An 18,881-nucleotide genomic window follows, 5' to 3' on the forward strand; every position below is an offset into this window, starting at 1 on the left:
ACCCTCGACGGCTGCCCAGTGCACGTCAGAAGGAGGCCACGGTGGCCGCGCAGGAAGCCGATCGTGTGATCGACACGATCCGGGACCGTGAGGTCGCGGTGGAGCAGGACCACCTGGACCAGGTGTACCGCCGCTTGGAGGAGAAGATCCACGAGGCGGAGTTCCTCATGCACGATGCCGCCCAGCGCGGCCAGGTCGGGACGCCCGGCGCGCTCGCCGAGCGGGACGCGCAGGTGTTCCGCGCCGGTGTGCACCTCAACCGCCTGAACAGCGAGTTCGAGGACTTCCTCTTCGGCCGCGTCGACCTCCTGCGGGGCAAGGACGGCAAGAAGGGCCCCGACGGCGCGTACACCTCCGTCGAGCCCGCCGACGACGCCGTGCGGCCCGACAACACCGCCGAGATCGCCGAGACCCTCCACATCGGCCGCCTCGGCGTCCTCGACGCCGACTACAGCCCGCTCGTCATCGACTGGCGCGCTCCCGCCGCCGCGCCGTTCTACCGGGCCACGCCCGTCGACCCGGGCCGCGTCGTCCGCCGCCGCGTCATCCGCTCCAAGGGCCGCCGCGTCCTCGGCGTCGAGGACGACCTGATGCGCCCCGAGCTGACCGCGACGCTCGACGGCGCCGAGCTGCCCGTCATCGGCGACGGCGCCCTGATGGCCGCGCTGGGCCGGGCCCGCAGCCACACGATGCGCGACATCGTGTCGTCCATCCAGGCCGAGCAGGACCTCGTCATCCGCGCGCCCGCCGCGTCCGTCACGTACGTCGAGGGCGGACCCGGCACCGGCAAGACCGCCGTCGCCCTGCACCGCGCCGCGTACCTGCTGTACCAGGACCGCCGCCGGTACGCCGGGGGCATCCTCATCGTCTCGCCGACGCCGCTGCTCGTCGCCTACACCGAGGGCGTCCTGCCGTCGCTCGGCGAGGAGGGCCAGGTCGCCATCCGCGCCGTCGGCAGCCTCGTCGACGGCGTCGAGGCCACCGCGTACGACGAGCCCGCCGTCGCCCGCGTCAAGGGCTCCTCCCGGATGTTGAAGGTGCTGCGCAAGGCCGCCCGCGGCGCCCTGGAGCTGGGCGAGGCCCCCGACCGGCTGCGCGTCGTCGCCTTCGGCCGGCGCGTCGAGCTGGAGGCCGAGGAGCTGCGGCGCATCCGCCACGCGGCCCTCGGCGGGACCGCGCCCGTCAACCTGCTCCGCCCGCGCGCCCGCCGCCTGGTCCTCGACGCCCTGTACGCGAAGACGGGCGCCGCCGCCCGCCAGACCGACCCGGAGCTCGCCGCCGAGCTGCGCTCCTCCTTCGACGAGGACGTCACCTCGGAGGACTCCTTCACCGCGTTCCTGGACGCCTGGTGGCCCGAGCTGACCCCGCGCGGGGTGCTGGCCGCGATGGCCGACGAGAGACGCCTGGGCCGCTGGTCGCGCCGCGTCCTCAACCCCGGCGAGGTGCGCCGCCTGGCCCGCTCGCTGCGCCGCGACACGTACTCCGTGCACGACGTGGCCCTCCTGGACGAGCTCCAGACCCTGCTCGGCGCCCCCGCCCGGCCGCGCCGCAAGCGCGAGCTGGACCCGCTGGACCAGCTCACCGGCCTGGAGGAGCTGATGCCCGTACGGGAGGAGTCGCAGCGCGAGCGGGCCGAGCGGCTGGCGCAGGAGCGCACCGAGTACGCGCACGTCATCGTCGACGAGGCGCAGGACCTCACGCCCATGCAGTGGCGCATGGTCGGCCGCCGCGGCCGGCACGCCACGTGGACGGTGGTCGGGGACCCGGCGCAGTCGTCCTGGTCGGCCCCGGACGAGGCCGCGGAGGCGCGCGACGAGGCGCTGGGCACCCGCCCGCGCCGCCGCTTCACCCTCACGGTGAACTACCGCAACCCCGCCGAGATCGCCGAGCTCGCCGCGAAGGTCCTGGCCCTGGCCATGCCCGGCGCCCAGTCGCCGCGCGCGGTGCGCTCCACGGGCCTGGAGCCCCGTTTCACGGCCGTGGGGGACCGGGACCCGGCGGAGGTCGTACGGGACGAGGCGCGCCGCCTCCTGGACCGCGTGGACGGCACCGTGGGCGTCGTGGTCGCCATGAACCGGCGGGAGCAGGCGGCGGGGTGGCTGGCGGACCTGGGCGACCGGGTCGTGGCGCTGGGCAGCCTGGAGGCGAAGGGCCTGGAGTACGACGCGACCGTGGTCGTCTCGCCGGCCGAGATCGCCGACGAGTCCCCGGCGGGCCTGCGGGTGCTGTACGTGGCGCTGACCCGTGCCACGCAGCAGCTGACGGTCGTCGCCGGGCGGCGCGACGAACCGGACGCGGCGGGGGTCCCGGATCTGCTGCGCGACTGAACCCCGGAGGGTTTGTTAGCCTGGTGGTGGCACCGGCTCGATCCAAGCCCCCGGGCCCAACCTTAGTCGCCGCGAGCGACCACTTGCCGCGAGGCGAGCATGGCGGGCCGGTGTCCTGAACGTGGGAAGCGGGTCCGCGTCATCCGAGGTGATGACGCGGACCCGCTTCCTTTTTGGCGCCCATCTCTCGTATGGTGGAAAACAGTTTCCGAAAACAAAACGACCGTATTACCTGCTACCCGCAGGTAGGTGCGACCATCGGAAGGCCCCGCACGGCCGTGCCGCGCGGGGACGGCAACGAAGCTGAAGCTAGGGAAAGCAGAGGAACTCGCCATGGCAACGGCGCCCAGCGTCTCGTACTCGATGACGGTCCGGCTGGAGGTGCCCGCGAGCGGAACGGCGGTCTCCCAGCTCACCACGGCCGTGGAGTCCTCCGGCGGCTCCGTCACCGGCCTCGACGTGACCGCGTCCGGCCACGAGAAGCTGCGGATCGACGTGACCATCGCGGCCACCTCGACCGCGCACGCCGACGAGATCGTCGGCAAGCTGCGCGGGATCGAGGGCGTCGTCCTCGGCAAGGTCTCGGACCGTACGTTCCTGATGCACCTCGGCGGCAAGATCGAGATGGCGTCGAAGCACCCCATCCGCAACCGCGACGACCTGTCCATGATCTACACGCCGGGTGTCGCCCGCGTGTGCATGGCCATCGCCGAGAACCCCGAGGACGCCCGCCGCCTCACCATCAAGCGCAACTCCGTCGCCGTCGTCACGGACGGCTCCGCCGTGCTCGGCCTCGGCAACATCGGCCCGAAGGCCGCGCTGCCGGTCATGGAGGGCAAGGCGGCGCTGTTCAAGCGGTTCGCCGGGATCGACGCCTGGCCGATCTGCCTCGACACGCAGGACTCCGACGCCATCGTCGAGATCGTCAAGGCCATCGCGCCCGGCTTCGCCGGCATCAACCTGGAGGACATCTCCGCGCCCCGCTGCTTCGAGATCGAGGCGCGGCTGCGGGAGGCCCTCGACATCCCGGTCTTCCACGACGACCAGCACGGCACCGCGATCGTCGTCCTCGCCGCCCTCACCAACGCCCTGCGCGTCGTCGGCAAGGCCGTCGGGGACGTCCGCGTCGTCATGTCCGGCGCCGGCGCCGCCGGTACGGCCATCCTGAAGCTGCTCATCGCGGCCGGGGTCAAGCACGCGGTCGTCGCCGACATCCACGGCGTCGTCCACGCCGGCCGCGAGGACCTGGTGGACGCCGCGCCGGAGTCCCCGCTGCGCTGGATCGCCGACAACACCAACCCCGAGGGCGTCACCGGCACGCTGAAGGAGGCCGTGCGCGGCGCCGACGTCTTCATCGGCGTCTCCGCCCCGAACGTGCTGGACGGCGACGACGTGGCGGCCATGGCCGACGACGCCATCGTGTTCGCGCTCGCGAACCCCGACCCCGAGGTCGACCCGGCCGTCGCCCGCCAGACCGCCGCCGTCGTGGCCACCGGCCGGTCGGACTTCCCGAACCAGATCAACAACGTCCTGGTGTTCCCCGGCGTGTTCCGCGGTCTGCTGGACGCCCAGTCGCGTACGGTCAACACCGACATGATGCTCGCGGCGGCGACCGCCCTGGCGGACGTCGTCACCGACGAGGAACTGAACCCGAACTACATCATCCCGTCGGTCTTCAACGACAAGGTCGCAGGCGCCGTGGCCGGTGCCGTACGCAACGCAGCGAAGGCCGCCTCGACGGACGCGAAGCCGCTCTGACGCCCCCCGCGGGGTGTGACACCACGCACGGTCACGCGGCGCCCGGCGCGTCGCGGACCGTGCGCCTCCGCGTCCGCCCGTAGGGTTGCGGTCCGACTCCGGGACGTCTCCGCGCGGCCGGTGCGCAGTCGACCGGACGTCACCAGGACGGGGCTGTGGCGCTTTTCGTGTGACTCCGGAGGGTGCCGGATTGGCTTTCCCGCCGCTGGTGGGGGCAGGATGCGTATTCGGGCGCGAGGGTCTGACAGCAGACCCGGGTCCGAGCACTGTCCTAGGGCCCTGGCAGCATCGGCTTCGATCTCACGCCTCACAGGCAAGAAGAACACGGGAGTAACAACATGAACCGCAGTGAGCTGGTGGCCGCCCTGGCCGACCGCGCCGAGGTGACCCGCAAGGACGCCGACGCCGTGCTGGCCGCGCTCGCCGAGACCATCGGTGAGGTCGTCGCCAAGGGCGACGAGAAGGTCACCATCCCCGGCTTCCTGACCTTCGAGCGCACCCACCGTGCCGCTCGCACCGCTCGTAACCCGCAGACCGGCGAGCCGATCAACATCCCGGCCGGTTACAGCGTGAAGGTCTCCGCGGGCTCGAAGCTCAAGGAAGCCGCCAAGGGCAAGTAAGCCCCCACAGACGCGTGAGGAGGGCGGTCACCCCGTTCGCGGGTGACCGCCCTCCTCTCCGCCCGCGTACGGCCCGCTCCAGGGCCTCCGCGCGGTCCGCGTACGGCGACGGCCCCCCGTTCACCACGGGGGGCCGTCGTCGTTACGAACGCAAGGTGACGGGCCGTCAGGAACCCGTCACGCCCGGAGGCGTGGCGGTCAGATGGTCCTGGCGTTCGGCAGTTCCACCTTCGCGCCCAGCTCCACCAGCTTCTGCATGAAGTTCTCGTAGCCGCGGTTGATCAGGTCGATGCCGTGGACGCGCGAGGTGCCCTGCGCGGCCAGGGCGGCGATCAGGTACGAGAAGCCGCCGCGCAGGTCCGGGATGACCAGGTCGGCGCCCTGGAGCCGCGTCGGGCCCGACACGACCGCGGAGTGCAGGAAGTTCCGCTGGCCGAAGCGGCAGTCGGAGCCGCCCAGGCACTCGCGGTACAGCTGGATGTGCGCGCCCATCTGGTTCAGCGCCGACGTGAAGCCGAGCCGCGACTCGTACACCGTCTCGTGGACGATCGACAGGCCCGAGGCCTGCGTCAGGGCGACCACCAGCGGCTGCTGCCAGTCCGTCTGGAAGCCCGGGTGCACATCCGTCTCCAGGGCTATCGCGTTCAGCGAACCGCCCGGGTGCCAGAAGCGGATGCCCTCGTCGTCGATCTCGAAGGCGCCACCCACCTTCCGGTACGTGTTGAGGAAGGTCATCATCGAGCGCTGCTGCGCGCCGCGCACGTAGATGTTGCCCTCGGTCGCCAGCGCCGCCGACGCCCAGGACGCCGCCTCCAGGCGGTCCGGGAGCGCGCGGTGGGCGTAGCCGCCCAGCTTGTCGACACCGGTGATCCGGATCGTCCGGTCGGTGTCCATCGCGATGATGGCGCCCATCTTCTGCAGGACGCAGATGAGGTCCTCGATCTCGGGCTCGACGGCCGCGTTGGAGAGTTCCGTCACACCCTCCGCCAGCACGGCCGTCAGCAGCACCTGCTCGGTCGCGCCCACCGACGGGTACGGCAGCCGGATCTTCGTGCCGCGCAGCCGCCGCGGCGCCTCCAGGTACTGGCCGTCGGCGCGCTTCTCGATCTTCGCGCCGAACTGCCGCAGCACCTCGAAGTGGAAGTCGATCGGCCGTCCGCCGATGTCGCAGCCGCCCAGGCCGGGGATGAACGCGTGCCCGAGCCGGTGCAGCAGCGGGCCGCAGAACAGGATCGGGATGCGCGAGGAACCCGCGTGGGCGTCGATGTCGGCGACGTTCGCGGACTCGACGTGCGTCGGGTCCATGACCAGCTCGCCCGGCTCGTCGCCGGGACGGACGGTCACGCCGTGCAGCTGGAGCAGTCCGCGGACCACCCGCACGTCACGGATGTCCGGCACGTTGCGCAGCCGGCTGGGCTCACTGCCGAGCAGTGCGGCGACCATCGCCTTGGGCACGAGGTTCTTCGCGCCGCGGACGCGGATCTCGCCCTCCAGCGGGGTGCCGCCGTGGACAAGCAGTACATCGTCTGTGCCGGTCATGTATCTCGCGTTCCGGATGTGGTCGGGCAGGGGCCAGGGGAAAGCGTAAAGGGCGTCCGCCCCTGCCCCGTAAGGCGGCCGAGCGGCGGGACTGTCATGAATTCGGTACAACACCCTCCGTACCGCCCTCCTTGCGGAGGGTCACCGTCCGTTTCCGCCCCGGGGCGCGCACGGGTGTACTCGGAGCGTACGGGACGCGCCGCGCGCCGGGGGATCGGCCGGACCGGTCCGCACATCCTCCGCGCGGACCGAAGATGCGGGATCATGTGTCCATGACGGAGGTGCCCTCGCTCGCAGGCCGGCTGCTCGTCGCCACCCCCGCGCTGGCCGACCCGAACTTCGACCGCGCGGTGGTGCTGCTGCTCGACCACGACGACGAGGGGTCCCTCGGCGTGGTCCTCAACCGGCCCACCCCGGTCGACGTGGGCGACATCCTGGAGCCCTGGGCACCGCTCGCCGGCGAGCCCGGCGTGGTCTTCCAGGGCGGACCCGTCTCCCTCGACGCCGCGCTCGGCCTCGCCGTGATCCCCGGCGACGAGGGCCCCCTCGGCTGGCGCCGGGTGCACGGCGCGATCGGCCTCGTCGACCTGGAGGCCCCGCCCGAGCTGCTCGGCCCCGCCCTCGGCTCACTGCGGATCTTCGCCGGGTACGCGGGCTGGGGCCCCGGCCAACTGGAGGACGAGCTGGGCGAGGGCGCCTGGTTCGTCGTCGAGTCCGAGCCCGGCGACGTGTCGTCCCCGCGCCCCGAGAAGCTGTGGCGGGCCGTCCTGAGGCGGCAGCGCAGCGAACTCGCCATGATCGCGACGTACCCGGACGACCCGAGCCTGAACTGAAGCCGCGCCGGGTGAGTACCCTTGGCAGTTATGAGCACTCTCGAGCCCGAGCGCGGGGCAGGTACGGGGACCCTCGTAGAGCCGACGCCGCAGGTGTCGCACGGCGACGGCGACCACGAGCGCTACGCCCACTACGTCCAGAAGGACAAGATCATGGCGAGTGCCCTCGACGGCACTCCCGTCGTCGCCCTGTGCGGCAAGGTCTGGGTCCCTGGCCGCGACCCCAAGAAGTACCCGGTCTGCCCGATGTGCAAGGAGATCTACGACTCCATGGGTGCGGGCGGCGACAAGGACAAGGGCGGCAAGGACAAGAAGTAGGGCCCCGGGGCTCGGGGACCCACCGCCGGAAGGCCCCCGGCGCGGCTGCCGAGCGCGCCGCGCGCCCGTCGTGCCGTGCGCACGCGGGCCGCGCGGACGCGCCCGCCGCGCCGGGGGCCTTCGCCGTGCCCCCGCCCCACACCCGTGGCCGCGCCTCGTTCCCGTGGCCCGCTTCCGTACCGGCGCGCTTCGCTTCCGTTGCCGGGGGTGGTCCGTGGTCGGGACCCGCTTCCGCACCCGCATGCCCCGCTTCCACGGCCGGGACGCGCTTCCGTACCCGCGCGCGCTCTGCTGCCGAGGCCGGGGGGTGGTTCGTGGCCGGGACGCGCTTCCGTGCCCGCATGCCCCGCTTCCACGGCCGGGACGCGCTTCCGTACCCGCGCGCTCTGCTCCCGTTGCCGGGAGGTGGCCCGTGGCCGAGGCGCGGCCCTTGTCCGGGGTGCCGGAGAGCCCCTAGTCTCCTATCGGTTGCCATATGCGAAACGCCCGTTGCACAGGGCGCAACGACCGGGGGTGCTGACGTGAGGGACCTCGTTCCGGCGCCCGCGTCCCACGCCCCGGTCCCCGGCCGCTCCGGTGCCGTCCTCGACACCCGTACGGTCCTCTCCGCCGCGCCCGGCACGGAGACCACCGAGCGTTGGCTGCGCACCGCGCTCGGGTCCGCCTTCGCCCTGCCCCTCCGCCCGGCGCCGCCCGCCGACGCGCCGCCCGCGCGCGGTACCGCCGTACGCCTCCGTCTCGACGGCGCGCTCGGCCCGGAGGCGTACCGGCTCACCGTCGCCGACGGGACCGTCGACATCGCGGGCGGCGACCCGGCCGGGGTCTTCTGGGGCGCCCAGACCCTCCGTCAGCTCCTCGGCCCCGACGCGTACCGCCGCGCCCCCGTCCGCCCCGGCGCCCCCCTCGCCCTCGCCGCCCAGCGGATCGAGGACCGCCCCCGGTTCGCCTGGCGCGGGCTGCTCCTGGACGTGGCGCGGCACTTCCTGCCCAAGGACGACGTGCTGCGCCAGCTCGACCTGCTCGCCGCGCACAAGCTGAACGTCCTCCACCTGCACCTCACCGACGACCAGGGCTGGCGCCTGGAGATCCGCCGCTACCCGCGCCTCACCGAGGTCGGCGCCTGGCGGCCCCGCACCAAACGCGGCCACCGCGCCTCCCCGCTGTGGGACGACACCCCGCACGGCGGCCACTACACGCGGGACGACGTCCGCGAGATCGTCGCGTACGCCGCCGAGCGGCACATCCGGATCGTCCCCGAGATCGACATCCCCGGTCACTCGCAGGCCGCCATCGCCGCGTACCCGGAGCTCGGCAACACCGACGTCGTCGACACGGCGGCCCTCGGCGTCTGGGACACCTGGGGCGTCAACCCGAACGTCCTCGCCCCCACCGAGGCCGTCCTCCGCTTCTACGAAGGCGTCCTCGACGAGGTCCTCGACCTGTTCCCGGCCGCCACCTCGCCGTTCGTCCACATCGGCGGCGACGAGTGCCCCAAGGGCCAGTGGCGCGCGTCCGCCACCGCCCAGGCCCGCATCCGGGAGCTGGGAGTCGGCGACGAGGACGGCCTCCAGGCGTGGTTCGTACGGCACTTCGACCGCTGGCTCGCCGACCGCGGCCGCCGCCTCATCGGCTGGGACGAGATCCTGGAGGGCGGCCTCGCCCCCGGCGCGGCCGTCTCCTCCTGGCGCGGGTACGCCGGCGGGGTCACCGCCGCGGAGGCCGGCCACGACGTCGTCATGTGCCCCGAGCAGCACGTGTACCTGGACCACCGCCAGGACGCCGGCCCCGACGAGCCCGTGCCCCTCGGGTACGTCCGCACCCTGGAGGACGTGTACCGCTTCGAGCCCGTGCCGCCCGGCCTCTCCGCGGAGGCGGCCGCGCACGTCATCGGCGCCCAGGCCAACGTCTGGACCGAGACCCTCGACAGCCGCTCCCGCGTCGACTACCAGACCTTCCCGCGCCTCGCAGCCTTCGCCGAAGTCGCCTGGTCCACCACCCTCCCCGCGCCCGCGGCGCGCGACTTCGACGACTTCACGCGGCGAATGGGCGCGCACTACCGGCGCCTTGACGCACTCGGGGTCGACTACCGGCCGCCCACGGGCCCCTTGCCGTGGCAGCGGCGCCCCGGGATCGTCGGACGCCCGCTGGAGGGCCCGCCCCCGAACGTGTGACGCCACCGCGCCGGGCGGCCCGGCGCGCGTCGACGCGTCCGTACCGGCAAAGGTTCGCAAAGCGGACCATCCGCCCACTCCTGGGAGGTCACGGGAGGTCGCGGGCGGATCCGTCCTTCGCGGACCCTCGCGCCGGCCGTCCCCGAAGATGTGCCACAGTTTCCACGTCCGGGCTGTGAGCACGTACGGTACGGCAACACAGGCGGGACAGCCGGGACAGCCGGGACACCGGGAAGGGGCAGCTGGGTTGACCACGCACGCACCGAGGACGGCGCACTCCGTCACGTTGCCGGCCTCGCTCGACGAGGCCGTGGCGGCACTCACCGCCATGCCCGCCGCCGTGCCCGTCGCCGGCGGTACGGACCTGATGGCCGCCGTCAACAAGGGCCAGTTGCGCCCCGCCGGCCTCGTCAGCCTCGGCCGCATCAACGAACTGCGCGGCTGGCAGTACCAGGACGGCCACGCCCTCCTCGGCGCCGGGCTCACCCACGCCCGCATGGGCCGCCCCGACTTCGCCGCCCTCATCCCCGCCCTGGCCGCGGCCGCCCGCGCCGCGGGACCGCCGCAGATCCGCAACGCGGGCACCCTCGGCGGCAACATCGTCACCGCCGCGCCGACCGGCGACTCCCTGCCCGTCCTGGCCGCCCTGGAGGCCGACCTCGTCGTCGCCGGTCCGGCCGGCAGCCGCGAGGTCCCCGTCTCGCACCTGCTCGCCGGCCGCGCGATGCTCGAACCGGGCGAGTTGGTCGCCTTCGTCCGGGTGCCGCTGCTGCACGCCCCGCAGGTGTTCCTCAAGGCCACCGGCCGGACCGGACCGGGCCGCGCCCTCGTCTCCGTCGCCGTCGTACTGGACCCGGCGCGGCGCGCGGTGCGGTGCGCGGTCGGGGCGATCGCGCCGATGCCGCTGCGCCCGCTGGAGGCCGAGCACTGGATCGCCTCGCTCGTCGACTGGGACGGCGAGCGGGGGCTGGCGCCGGAGGCCCTCGCGGCGTTCGGCGAGTACGTCGCGGCGGCCTGCGTCCCGGACCAGCCGCCGGCCGCCGAGGGCGAGGCGCCGCCCCCGCTGCCGCCCGCCGTACTGCAACTGCGCCGCACGGTGTCCGTGCTGGCCCGACGAGCACTGGGGAGGGCGCTGTCGTGACCACCGACGAGAACGGCAACGAGGAGCGGGCGCGCAGCGGCGGTTGGCAGCCGACGCCGCAGGGGGAGTACGACGGCGACGCCACGGCGTTCGTCCACCTCCCGCCCGACATGGGTCTGGACGGCATCCCGCTGGAGGCGCCGGGCCACGGCTACGTGCCGCCGCACATCGCGGACCCGCACGCCACCGCCCAGTGGAACTTCCCGCCCGCGCCGGACGCCGAACACCCGCCCGCCCCGGGCCCCACCGACCTGACGGGCCAGTGGACGATTCCGGTCGCGCAGGGGGACCTGCCCGAGGAGTCGGGTGAATACCGGGTGGACGCCCGGCAGTTCGGCACCGCGCCGGGGTACGCGCCGGAGTACGGCGGCGGACCGGAGCAGGGGTACGCACCGGAGCGGACGCCCACGCACGGGTCGCCGGTCCACGGGTCGCCGGTTCACGAGATGCCCGTGCATGGGACGCCTGCGCATGGGACGCCTGCGCATGGGACGCCTGTGCACGGGTCGCCGGTTCACGAGATGCCCGCGCACGGCACTCCGGTTCACGAATCACCGGTCCAGGGGACGCCTGCACACGGCACCCCGGTTCACGGCACGCCGGTCCACGAGGTACCCGCGCACGGGACGCCTGCACACGGGACCCCCGTCCACGAGACGCCCGCGCACGGTACCCCGGTTCACGGCACGCCGGTCCACGAGACGCCCGCGCCCGGCGTGCCCGCCCACGGGCCGGGCCACGCGCCCGCGTCAGGCCACGCGCCCGCGCCCGTACACGAGGCGGCCGTGTCGGCACCGGCCCACGCACCGGCCCCCGGGACCACCGCACCCGCGCCGGGGCACACCGCCGGCGTGCCCGCCTGGGCGGACGGCAGCGCCCCCGCGACGCTGCCGGGCGGCGCCCCGGCGCCCTGGGCGGTCGCCCCGCAGCCGCAGCCGCAGCCGCAGGCCGGCCCCGAGGCCCAGGCGCCGTACGAGCCCTCCGCCGTGCCGGAAGCCCGGAACGACGGCCGGCGGGCCGACGTCCCCGCCGAGGCGGCCCCCGCCCCGGCCGGTGAAGCCGGCGACGACACCGAGGACGGCCTCGCGAACGGCACCGCGGCGGACGACGTACCCGCCGGCACCCCCGCCACCTCCGCCACCGGCACCTCCGTCACCGGCACCTCCGCCACCGGCACCTCCGCCACCGCGTCGGCCTCCGCGCCGGACGCCCCCCCGGCCCCGGACGGTCACACCCCGCCCGCCGTCGCGGTGGTGCCCGCCGACACCGCCGGAACGGAACCCGGCCGGACGGCGGCGGACCAGGCGGTCCCCGGCCAGACAGCGGCCGAGCAGGCAGCCGACCACCAGGCCACCGCCCCCACGGCTGCCGGCCAGGCCACTCACCAGGCCGCCGACCACCCGACCCCCCACCAAGCAGTCGGCCACACGGCCGCCCACCAGGCCGCCCACGACACGGCCCCCCACCGGGCAGCCGCCGACCAGGCCGCTGACCACACGGCCACCCACCAGGCCACCGACCACCAAGCAGCCGACCAAGCAGCCGACCACGCAGCCACCCACCAGGCCGCCGACGACACGGCCGCGGCGGCCCCGCCCGCCGCCGAGGGGACGGGGAGCGACGAGCACCCGCACATCTCGTACGTCCTGCGCGTCAACGGCGCCGACCGCCCCGTCACCGACGCGTGGATCGGCGAGTCCCTGCTGTACGTGCTGCGCGAGCGCCTCGGCCTGGCCGGCGCGAAGGACGGCTGCTCGCAGGGCGAGTGCGGCGCGTGCAACGTCCAGGTCGACGGGCGCCTCGTCGCCTCCTGCCTGGTGCCCGCCGCGACCGCCGCGGGCAGCGAGGTCCGCACCGTCGAGGGCCTGGCCGTCAACGGCGAGCCGTCCGACGTACAGCGCGCCCTCACCCGCTGCGGAGCCGTCCAGTGCGGCTTCTGCATCCCCGGCATGGCGATGACCGTGCACGACCTGCTGGAGGGCAACCACGCGCCCAGCGACGTGGAGGCCCGCCAGGCCCTGTCCGGCAACTTGTGCCGCTGCACCGGCTACCAAGGCGCCCTCAGAGCCGTACGGGAGGTCGTCGCGGAACGCACCGCAGGAAAGCGGGGAGCGGCCGGCGGCGGCGCGGCCGACGGGCAGAACTCCGAGGTCCGCATCCCGCACCAGGTCCCCCACCCGCACGACGGAGGCACGGCGTGAGCAACGACGCGGCCACCGCCATCCCGGCGGTCGACGCCCCCCCGCAGGAGCAGGAGCAGGAGCAGCCCGTCCGCGGGCTCGGCGCGTCGCTGCCGTCGGCCGACGCCCGCGCCAAGGCGGAGGGGACGTTCCCGTACGCCGCCGACCTGTGGGCCGAGGGCCTCCTGTGGGCGGCGATCCTCCGCTCCCCGCACGCGCACGCCCGCATCCGTTCCGTCGACACGTCCGCGGCGGCCGCGATGCCGGGCGTACGGGCCGTGGTGACCCACGCGGACGTGCCGGGGGACACCTCGTACGGCCGGACCGTCGCCGACCGTCCCGTCTTCGCCGCCGATGTGGTCCGCCACCACGGCGAGGCCATCGCGGCCGTGGCCGCGGACCACCCCGACACGGCCCGGCTCGCGGCGGCGGCCATCATCGTCGACTACGAGCTGCTGGAGCCGGTCACCGACCCGGAGCAGGCGTTCTCCGCCCCGCCGCTGCACCCGGACGGCAACCTGATCCGCCACATCCCGCTCCGCTTCGGCGATCCGGGCGTCACCGGCGAGGTGATCGTCGAGGGCCTGTACCGCATCGGCCGCCAGGACCCGGCGCCCATCGGCGCGGAGGCCGGCCTCGCGGTGCCCCGCCCGGACGGCGGCGTCGAGATCTACACGGCGTCCACCGACCCGCACACCGACCGCGACCTGGCCGCCGCCTGCTTCGGCCTGCCGCCGGAACAGGTGAAGATCGTCGTGACGGGCGTGCCCGGCGCGACGGGCGACCGGGAGGACCCCGGCTTCCAGATCCCGCTCGGCCTGCTGGCCCTGCGCACGGGCGCGCCGGTGAAGCTCGCCGCGACCCGCGAGGAGTCGTTCCTCGGGCACGCCCACCGCCATCCGACGCTCCTGCGCTACCGCCACCACGCGGACGCGGAGGGCCGCCTGGTGAAGGTGGAGGCGCAGATCCTCCTCGACGGCGGCGCGTACGCGGACGCCTCCTCCGACTCCCTCGCGGCGGCCGTCTCCTTCGCCTGCGGCCCGTACGTCGTCCCGCACGCCTTCGTCGAGGGCTGGGTCGTCCGTACGAACAATCCGCCCTCCGGGCACGTGCGCGGCGAGGGCGCGATGCAGGTGTGCGCGGCGTACGAGGGCCAGATGGACAAGCTGGCGGCGAAGCTGGGCCTGGACCCGGCCGAGCTGCGCATGCGCAACGTCCTCGCCACCGGCGACCTGCTGCCGACGGGCCAGACAGTGACGTGCCCGGCGCCGGTCGCCGAACTGCTGGAGGCCGTACGGGAGTACCCGCTGCCGCCGCTGCCGGTGGACGCCGCGGAGGAGGACTGGCTGCTGCCGGGCGGACCGGAGGGCGCGGGGGAGCCGAGCGCGGTGCGGCGGGGCGTCGGCTACGCGCTGGGCATGGTGCACATGCTGGGTGCCGAGGGCACGGACGAGGTGTCGACGGCGACGGTGAGGGTCCAAGGCGGCGTGGCGACGGTGCTGTGCGCCGCCGTGGAGACCGGCCAGGGCTTCTCGACGCTGGCCCGCCAGATCGTCCAGGAGGTCCTGGGCGTGGAGGACGTGCAGGTGGCGCCCGTGGACACGGACCAGCCGTCGGCGGGCCCGGCGGCGCACGGCCGCCACACCTGGGTGTCGGGCGGGGCGGTGGAACGCGCGGCGAAGATGGTGCGCACGCAACTGCTCCAGCCGCTGGCGCACAAGTTCGGCATGTCGACGGAACTGCTCCAGATCACGGACGGCAAGATCACGTCGTACGACGGGGTCCTGTCCACCACGGTGGCGGAGGCGCTGGACGGCAAGGAGCTGTGGGCGACGGCGCAGTGCCGCCCCCACCCGACGGAGCCGCTGGACGAGGCGGGGCAGGGCGACGCGTTCGTGGGCCTGGCGTTCTGCGCGATCCGCGCGGTCGTGGACGTGGACGTGGAACTGGGCTCCGTGCGGGTCGTCGAACTGGCCGTCGCGCAGGACGTGGGCCGCGTCCTGAACCCGGCCCAGTTGGCCACCCGCATCGAGGCCGGCGTCACCCAGGGCCTGGGCGCGGCGCTCACGGAGAACCTCCGCACCCCGCGCGGCCTGGTCCGCCACCCGGACCTGACGGGCTACGCCCTGCCGACGGCGCTGGACACGCCGGACATCCGCATCGTCAAACTGGTCGAGGAGCGGGACGTGGTGGCCCCGTTCGGCGCGAAGGCGGCGAGCGCGGTCCCGGTGGTCACGTCCCCGGCGGCGATCGCCTCGGCGGTCCGCGCCGCGACGGGCCGCCCGGTCAACCGCCTCCCCATCCGCCCCCAGTCCGCGGTCGCCCCCACCACGGCGTGACCGCCCGGTGTGCGCCCGGCCCCGCCCGGGCGACCACGCGCCGGCCCCGGTCCGCGCACGGACGCAGTGGGTAGCCACACGGATCCGGCCGGTGACCGAGCGGTTCCGGTCATCCCCGCCGCGACACCACGCCGACGGGCGGGAAACCCCGAGGGCCGCGCCTCCGGGGCCACCTAGGGTGGAGGACTCCGGCTGATCAAGGGGGGCGGATGTCGTTCGAGGAAGAGTGGGCCGCTGCACACGCGGATGCGCGGGCGCGGATCGGTATGCGTGTGAACGGGGCTCCGGCGGGTCCCGGGGGAAGCGGCGCCGACCTGAGGGTCAGGCAGGACAAGCTGGGTGAGATCGGCGGCGCCGCGTACGACCTGCACCGCCGCCTCCAGACGGACGGCAACCGCGCGAAGGCCAGTACGTCCGAAGCGGCGACCATGATGACTACCAACAACTTCCAAACCGGAGCCGCCCTGCGGACGGTGCACGACACGTGGGACTCCCAACTGCGAACACTGATCGACGCCTGCGCCCACATCTCGAACCACCTCGACTACAGCGCCGCGACTCACGCCAAGGACGACGAAGAGGTCAAGGCATCACTTTCCGTGTCCAAGATCAGCGAGTACTTCCAGTAGCGGGAGTCTGTTTTGCTCACGTTCAACGACGTGTACCACGCCCCGCTGGGCACACTGAAAGCGTCCGTCGACGACTGGACGGAGATGGCGAAACGGTTGGAAAGGCTCGCCGATTCGGCCCACTCCACCATGGTCGTCAAGGCGAAGGACGAGTACTGGCGCGGGATCAATGCCCAGGTCACCAAGGCGTTCATCACCAAGACCGGCAAGGAGTTCGACGACGCCGCCCAAGCCGCGAAGGGCATCGAGATGGTCCTTCGTGACGGCTACAACGCGTTCAAAAACGCGCAGGCGGAACTCCGGAGGATCGTCGAAGTGGACGCTCCGGCTCAGGGGCTGGTGGTGACCTCGCACGGCAAGGTCGTCGCCTCGCATCCGCTGGAGGAGGACCAGGGCGCACGACACGACCCTGACTACGAACTGCTGCTCGGCGAGCAGCGAGCCAAGGTCGCGGCGCTGCAGAAGCGCCTCGACAGAGTGGTGGAGACCTGCGACGACGCCGACACTGCGACATCGAACGCGCTGAAGGCCAACGTCACGGCGGACAAGCACAACTTCAGCACCCTCAAGTACCGGAGTCTCGACGCCGAGGAAGCGCACCGTGCGCTCACTCTCGCGGCGAAGGGACGTGAACTGAGCCACGAGCAACTGGTACAGCTGAACGAACTGCTCAGGGACAACCATGCGTCCAAGGAGTTCGCCCGTGCCTTCTACGGAGAGCTCGGCCCCAAGCGGGCCCTGGAGTTCTTCGGACAGCTCTCCACCGACACGTACGACTACGCGAAGCAGGACCCGCAGCGCCTCAAGGACGTGCAGCAGCTCCAGCAGAACCTCGGCCTGAACCTGGCGACCGCGACGAGACCGGCCACCGCCGACGACCCCTGGACGCAGAAGTGGTCCGAGGAGATGCGCAGGCTCGGAACGGAGCGCATCCCCCTGAGCAAGTACGACTACAACGGCCCGTACGGCTACCAACTGCTCGGCGGCATCATGCGGTACGGCAACTACGACCCGAAGTTCCTCAATCCGATCGCACAGCACGTGGTCCAGTTGCACGCCAAGGACCCGTACATGTTCTCGGACAGCAAGGGAATCACGGGACCCGACAAGCATCCGTTCAATCCATCGGGCCGGAACGGCGCCGGCTACGACCCGGTCATCAGCATGCTGGAGGCGCTCGGCCACAGCCCGGAGGCGGCGAAGGAGTTCTTCACCGAGCCCCCCGAGGCGTATGCCAAGGACGGCACACTCGTCGGTGGCACGCCCTTGGACGGGAAGGGCAACCAGATCACCAGCTATCTCGACTACTTCGCCACGAAGGACTACACGTCGTTCCCGGACATCGTCGGCCACCATCCGGATGAGGCGAAGGCCTCTCGTCCGTACGTGGCCGACGCATTCGGGCACGCTCTGGAGTCCGCGACCCTGGGACACGCGTATGACGACGCCACACCCGAACTGGTCAGGGACGCGAGAGCGGCTCAGATCATGGAGGAGGTCGTCATGCGTTACGGCACGGACCCAGGCCTCCTCAAGCACCAGGAAGGCCTGGCGGACAGCCTGGGGCGCATGGGCGCGGGCTACGTGGACGACATCAACTGGGCGTTGAACGACAACAGGCCGTCCAGCGTCTTCTCGCCTGACCAGGTCGGTAGTTCCGTCCCTGCGGAGGGGCGCGCCGAGTTCGGTGCTCAAGGAGTGACCGACTTCCTCAGCGCGGTGGGGAAGTATCCGGACGCCTACGCGGACATCTCCAACGCGGAGAAGGTTTACACCGTCAGCATGCTCGAAGCTCAGGTCGGTTCGGGCGGCAGGCTCAACCAGGCCTATGCGGAGGACATCGTACGGACGGGGAGCGAGGTTCACGGCCGCATCGACAATGCCCGCGCCAGTCAAGTGGAGGCTGAGGGGCGCCACGCCGACGCGGAGTACAACAAGGCGCTGCAGAAACGAGCGGCATGGGTCCAGTTCGGTACTGGCGTCGTCGTGGCGGCAGGTGCGGCCTTCCTGCCGCCTGTGGCCGCTGTAGGAATGGCCGCGACGCTCATCCCCGTTTCTCAGGAAGCCGGTACGGGCCTTGTGGGGCAGATGATCAACCAGGCGATCGGTGAGCACTATGAGACCAAGCAGAAAGATAGCAGCGAAGACATACAGACACAGAAAGCTTCTATCTACGCTGCGGGAAAGGATAATGCAAAAGTCGCTTACGAGGTGTTTTTGGAGCGACATGGTATGGAGTTTGAAGGCGCCTTTGGGTCCGGCCTTGAGGGAGCCATGAAGACTGGTTATCTCTGGGGCATCAACGGTGAGGCGAGTCAAGGTAGTACACCGCAGGTCAGTGAATAGCGAGGTGAAGAGGGTGGCGAATCTGCGGAAGTGCTCCAGGTGGGGGGGTGCAGTGGTTTCTCTCGGTTTGGTGCTGGGCGCCTGTGTCGATTCTGGCTCCGATGAGTCGGAGAAGCGACTGGTCACCTCCAGTGAGATCTGTGAGGGAATTTTTTCGGGAGATGCGGCGCGGGTGTTGGAAAAGACCACTGCGACGCACGAGTTCTTTCCCTTCGAGTGGCGTTCCGGCATTGCGGAGACCGCTGAATCTATCAAGCTGGCGTACGCGCCGGGGGGTGCGCCCGGTAGATCTGAAAAAGTGAACTTGTGCCTCGTGTATCGCCCGAATAGTACGACTCCCGACATTGAGATCGGTTTTTCTCTGAGTGAAGAGAAGGAATTTTCGAGTGATGGATTGGATCTCGTCAGGTACGAGTTGGGGCGCCATGCGCTAGCCGGAACTGAGAAGGCTCTCCTCTACAGCGAGTGTGTAAGCCCGAAACTCGGAGGAAGCAGCGAACACCCGGTTCTGCTGCGCGGTCAACTGTCCCGTGATTTCAGGTCACCGACACCTGCAGAAGAGACCCGTGAAGCCAATTTGCGACTGCTGGCCGCCGCGACGCGAGCGCTTGCGAGGTTCCTGCAGTGTGAGAACGATGCCGATATGCCGGAGGCGCCCGTTCTCAGGCGCATTTCTTGAA

13 protein-coding genes are annotated in these 18,881 nt (G+C 72.3%); 12 read left to right on the forward strand and 1 reads right to left on the reverse strand.

Features of this window, described 5'->3' with window-relative positions:
* Positions 1-41 precede the first annotated feature (41 nt).
* The 3 genes from AC07D6_RS29745 (at position 42) to AC07D6_RS29755 (ending at position 4,705) form a co-directional block, all read left to right on the forward strand.
* Positions 42-2,327, forward strand: coding sequence for a HelD family protein (locus AC07D6_RS29745; protein ID WP_479049532.1), 2,286 nt, complete (start codon positions 42-44; stop codon positions 2,325-2,327).
* Positions 2,328-2,660: 333 nt separating this feature from the next.
* Positions 2,661-4,085, forward strand: a complete 1,425-nt coding sequence (locus AC07D6_RS29750; RefSeq protein WP_315876306.1) for an NAD-dependent malic enzyme — start codon at positions 2,661-2,663, stop codon at positions 4,083-4,085.
* 338 nt (positions 4,086-4,423) lie between these two features.
* Positions 4,424-4,705 carry an HU family DNA-binding protein gene (locus AC07D6_RS29755; protein ID WP_023588435.1) on the forward strand — a complete coding sequence of 94 codons (282 nt, stop codon included), beginning with the start codon at positions 4,424-4,426 and terminating at the stop codon, positions 4,703-4,705.
* A gap of 198 nt (positions 4,706-4,903) precedes the next feature.
* Here the strand turns inward: AC07D6_RS29755 and murA are convergent, their stop codons facing one another.
* Positions 4,904-6,244, reverse strand: a complete 1,341-nt coding sequence (gene murA / locus AC07D6_RS29760) for a UDP-N-acetylglucosamine 1-carboxyvinyltransferase (protein ID WP_479049535.1) — start codon at positions 6,242-6,244, stop codon at positions 4,904-4,906.
* A gap of 272 nt (positions 6,245-6,516) precedes the next feature.
* Here murA and AC07D6_RS29765 point away from each other — a divergent pair, with 272 nt between their 5' ends.
* The 9 genes from AC07D6_RS29765 (at position 6,517) to AC07D6_RS29805 (ending at position 18,880) form a co-directional block, all read left to right on the forward strand.
* The gene (locus AC07D6_RS29765; RefSeq protein ID WP_315876302.1) at positions 6,517-7,077 is read left to right on the forward strand and encodes a YqgE/AlgH family protein; all 561 of its coding nucleotides are present in this window, start codon (positions 6,517-6,519) and stop codon (positions 7,075-7,077) included.
* A gap of 30 nt (positions 7,078-7,107) precedes the next feature.
* A complete protein-coding gene (locus AC07D6_RS29770) occupies positions 7,108-7,395 on the forward strand; it encodes a DUF3039 domain-containing protein (protein WP_010470163.1) in 288 nt (95 codons plus the stop codon).
* A 521-nt stretch (positions 7,396-7,916) separates the two neighbouring features.
* Positions 7,917-9,566, forward strand: a complete 1,650-nt coding sequence (locus tag AC07D6_RS29775; protein WP_479049538.1) for a beta-N-acetylhexosaminidase — start codon at positions 7,917-7,919, stop codon at positions 9,564-9,566.
* Between the two features lie 247 nt (positions 9,567-9,813).
* Positions 9,814-10,707 carry an FAD binding domain-containing protein gene (locus AC07D6_RS29780; protein ID WP_315876299.1) on the forward strand — a complete coding sequence of 298 codons (894 nt, stop codon included), beginning with the start codon at positions 9,814-9,816 and terminating at the stop codon, positions 10,705-10,707.
* Positions 10,704-12,908: a 2Fe-2S iron-sulfur cluster-binding protein gene (locus tag AC07D6_RS29785; RefSeq protein ID WP_479049541.1), complete on the forward strand. Its 2,205-nt coding sequence runs from the start codon at positions 10,704-10,706 to the stop codon at positions 12,906-12,908. Before AC07D6_RS29780 ends, AC07D6_RS29785 begins: the two co-directional genes overlap by 4 nt.
* Positions 12,905-15,226 (forward strand): xanthine dehydrogenase family protein molybdopterin-binding subunit, encoded by a 2,322-nt coding sequence (locus AC07D6_RS29790; RefSeq protein WP_479049543.1) that lies wholly within the window; start codon positions 12,905-12,907, stop codon positions 15,224-15,226. Before AC07D6_RS29785 ends, AC07D6_RS29790 begins: the two co-directional genes overlap by 4 nt.
* Before the next feature lie 209 nt (positions 15,227-15,435).
* On the forward strand, positions 15,436-15,855 hold the full coding sequence (locus AC07D6_RS29795) for a hypothetical protein (protein ID WP_479049544.1): 420 nt from the start codon (positions 15,436-15,438) through the stop codon (positions 15,853-15,855).
* Between the two features lie 12 nt (positions 15,856-15,867).
* Positions 15,868-18,201, forward strand: a complete 2,334-nt coding sequence (locus tag AC07D6_RS29800) for a hypothetical protein (RefSeq protein WP_479049546.1) — start codon at positions 15,868-15,870, stop codon at positions 18,199-18,201.
* 52 nt (positions 18,202-18,253) lie between these two features.
* The gene (locus AC07D6_RS29805; RefSeq protein ID WP_479049548.1) at positions 18,254-18,880 is read left to right on the forward strand and encodes a hypothetical protein; all 627 of its coding nucleotides are present in this window, start codon (positions 18,254-18,256) and stop codon (positions 18,878-18,880) included.
* The last annotated feature ends 1 nt before the right edge of the window (position 18,881 follow it).

It is taken from the genome of Streptomyces sp. NPDC045287, from assembly GCF_056432325.1.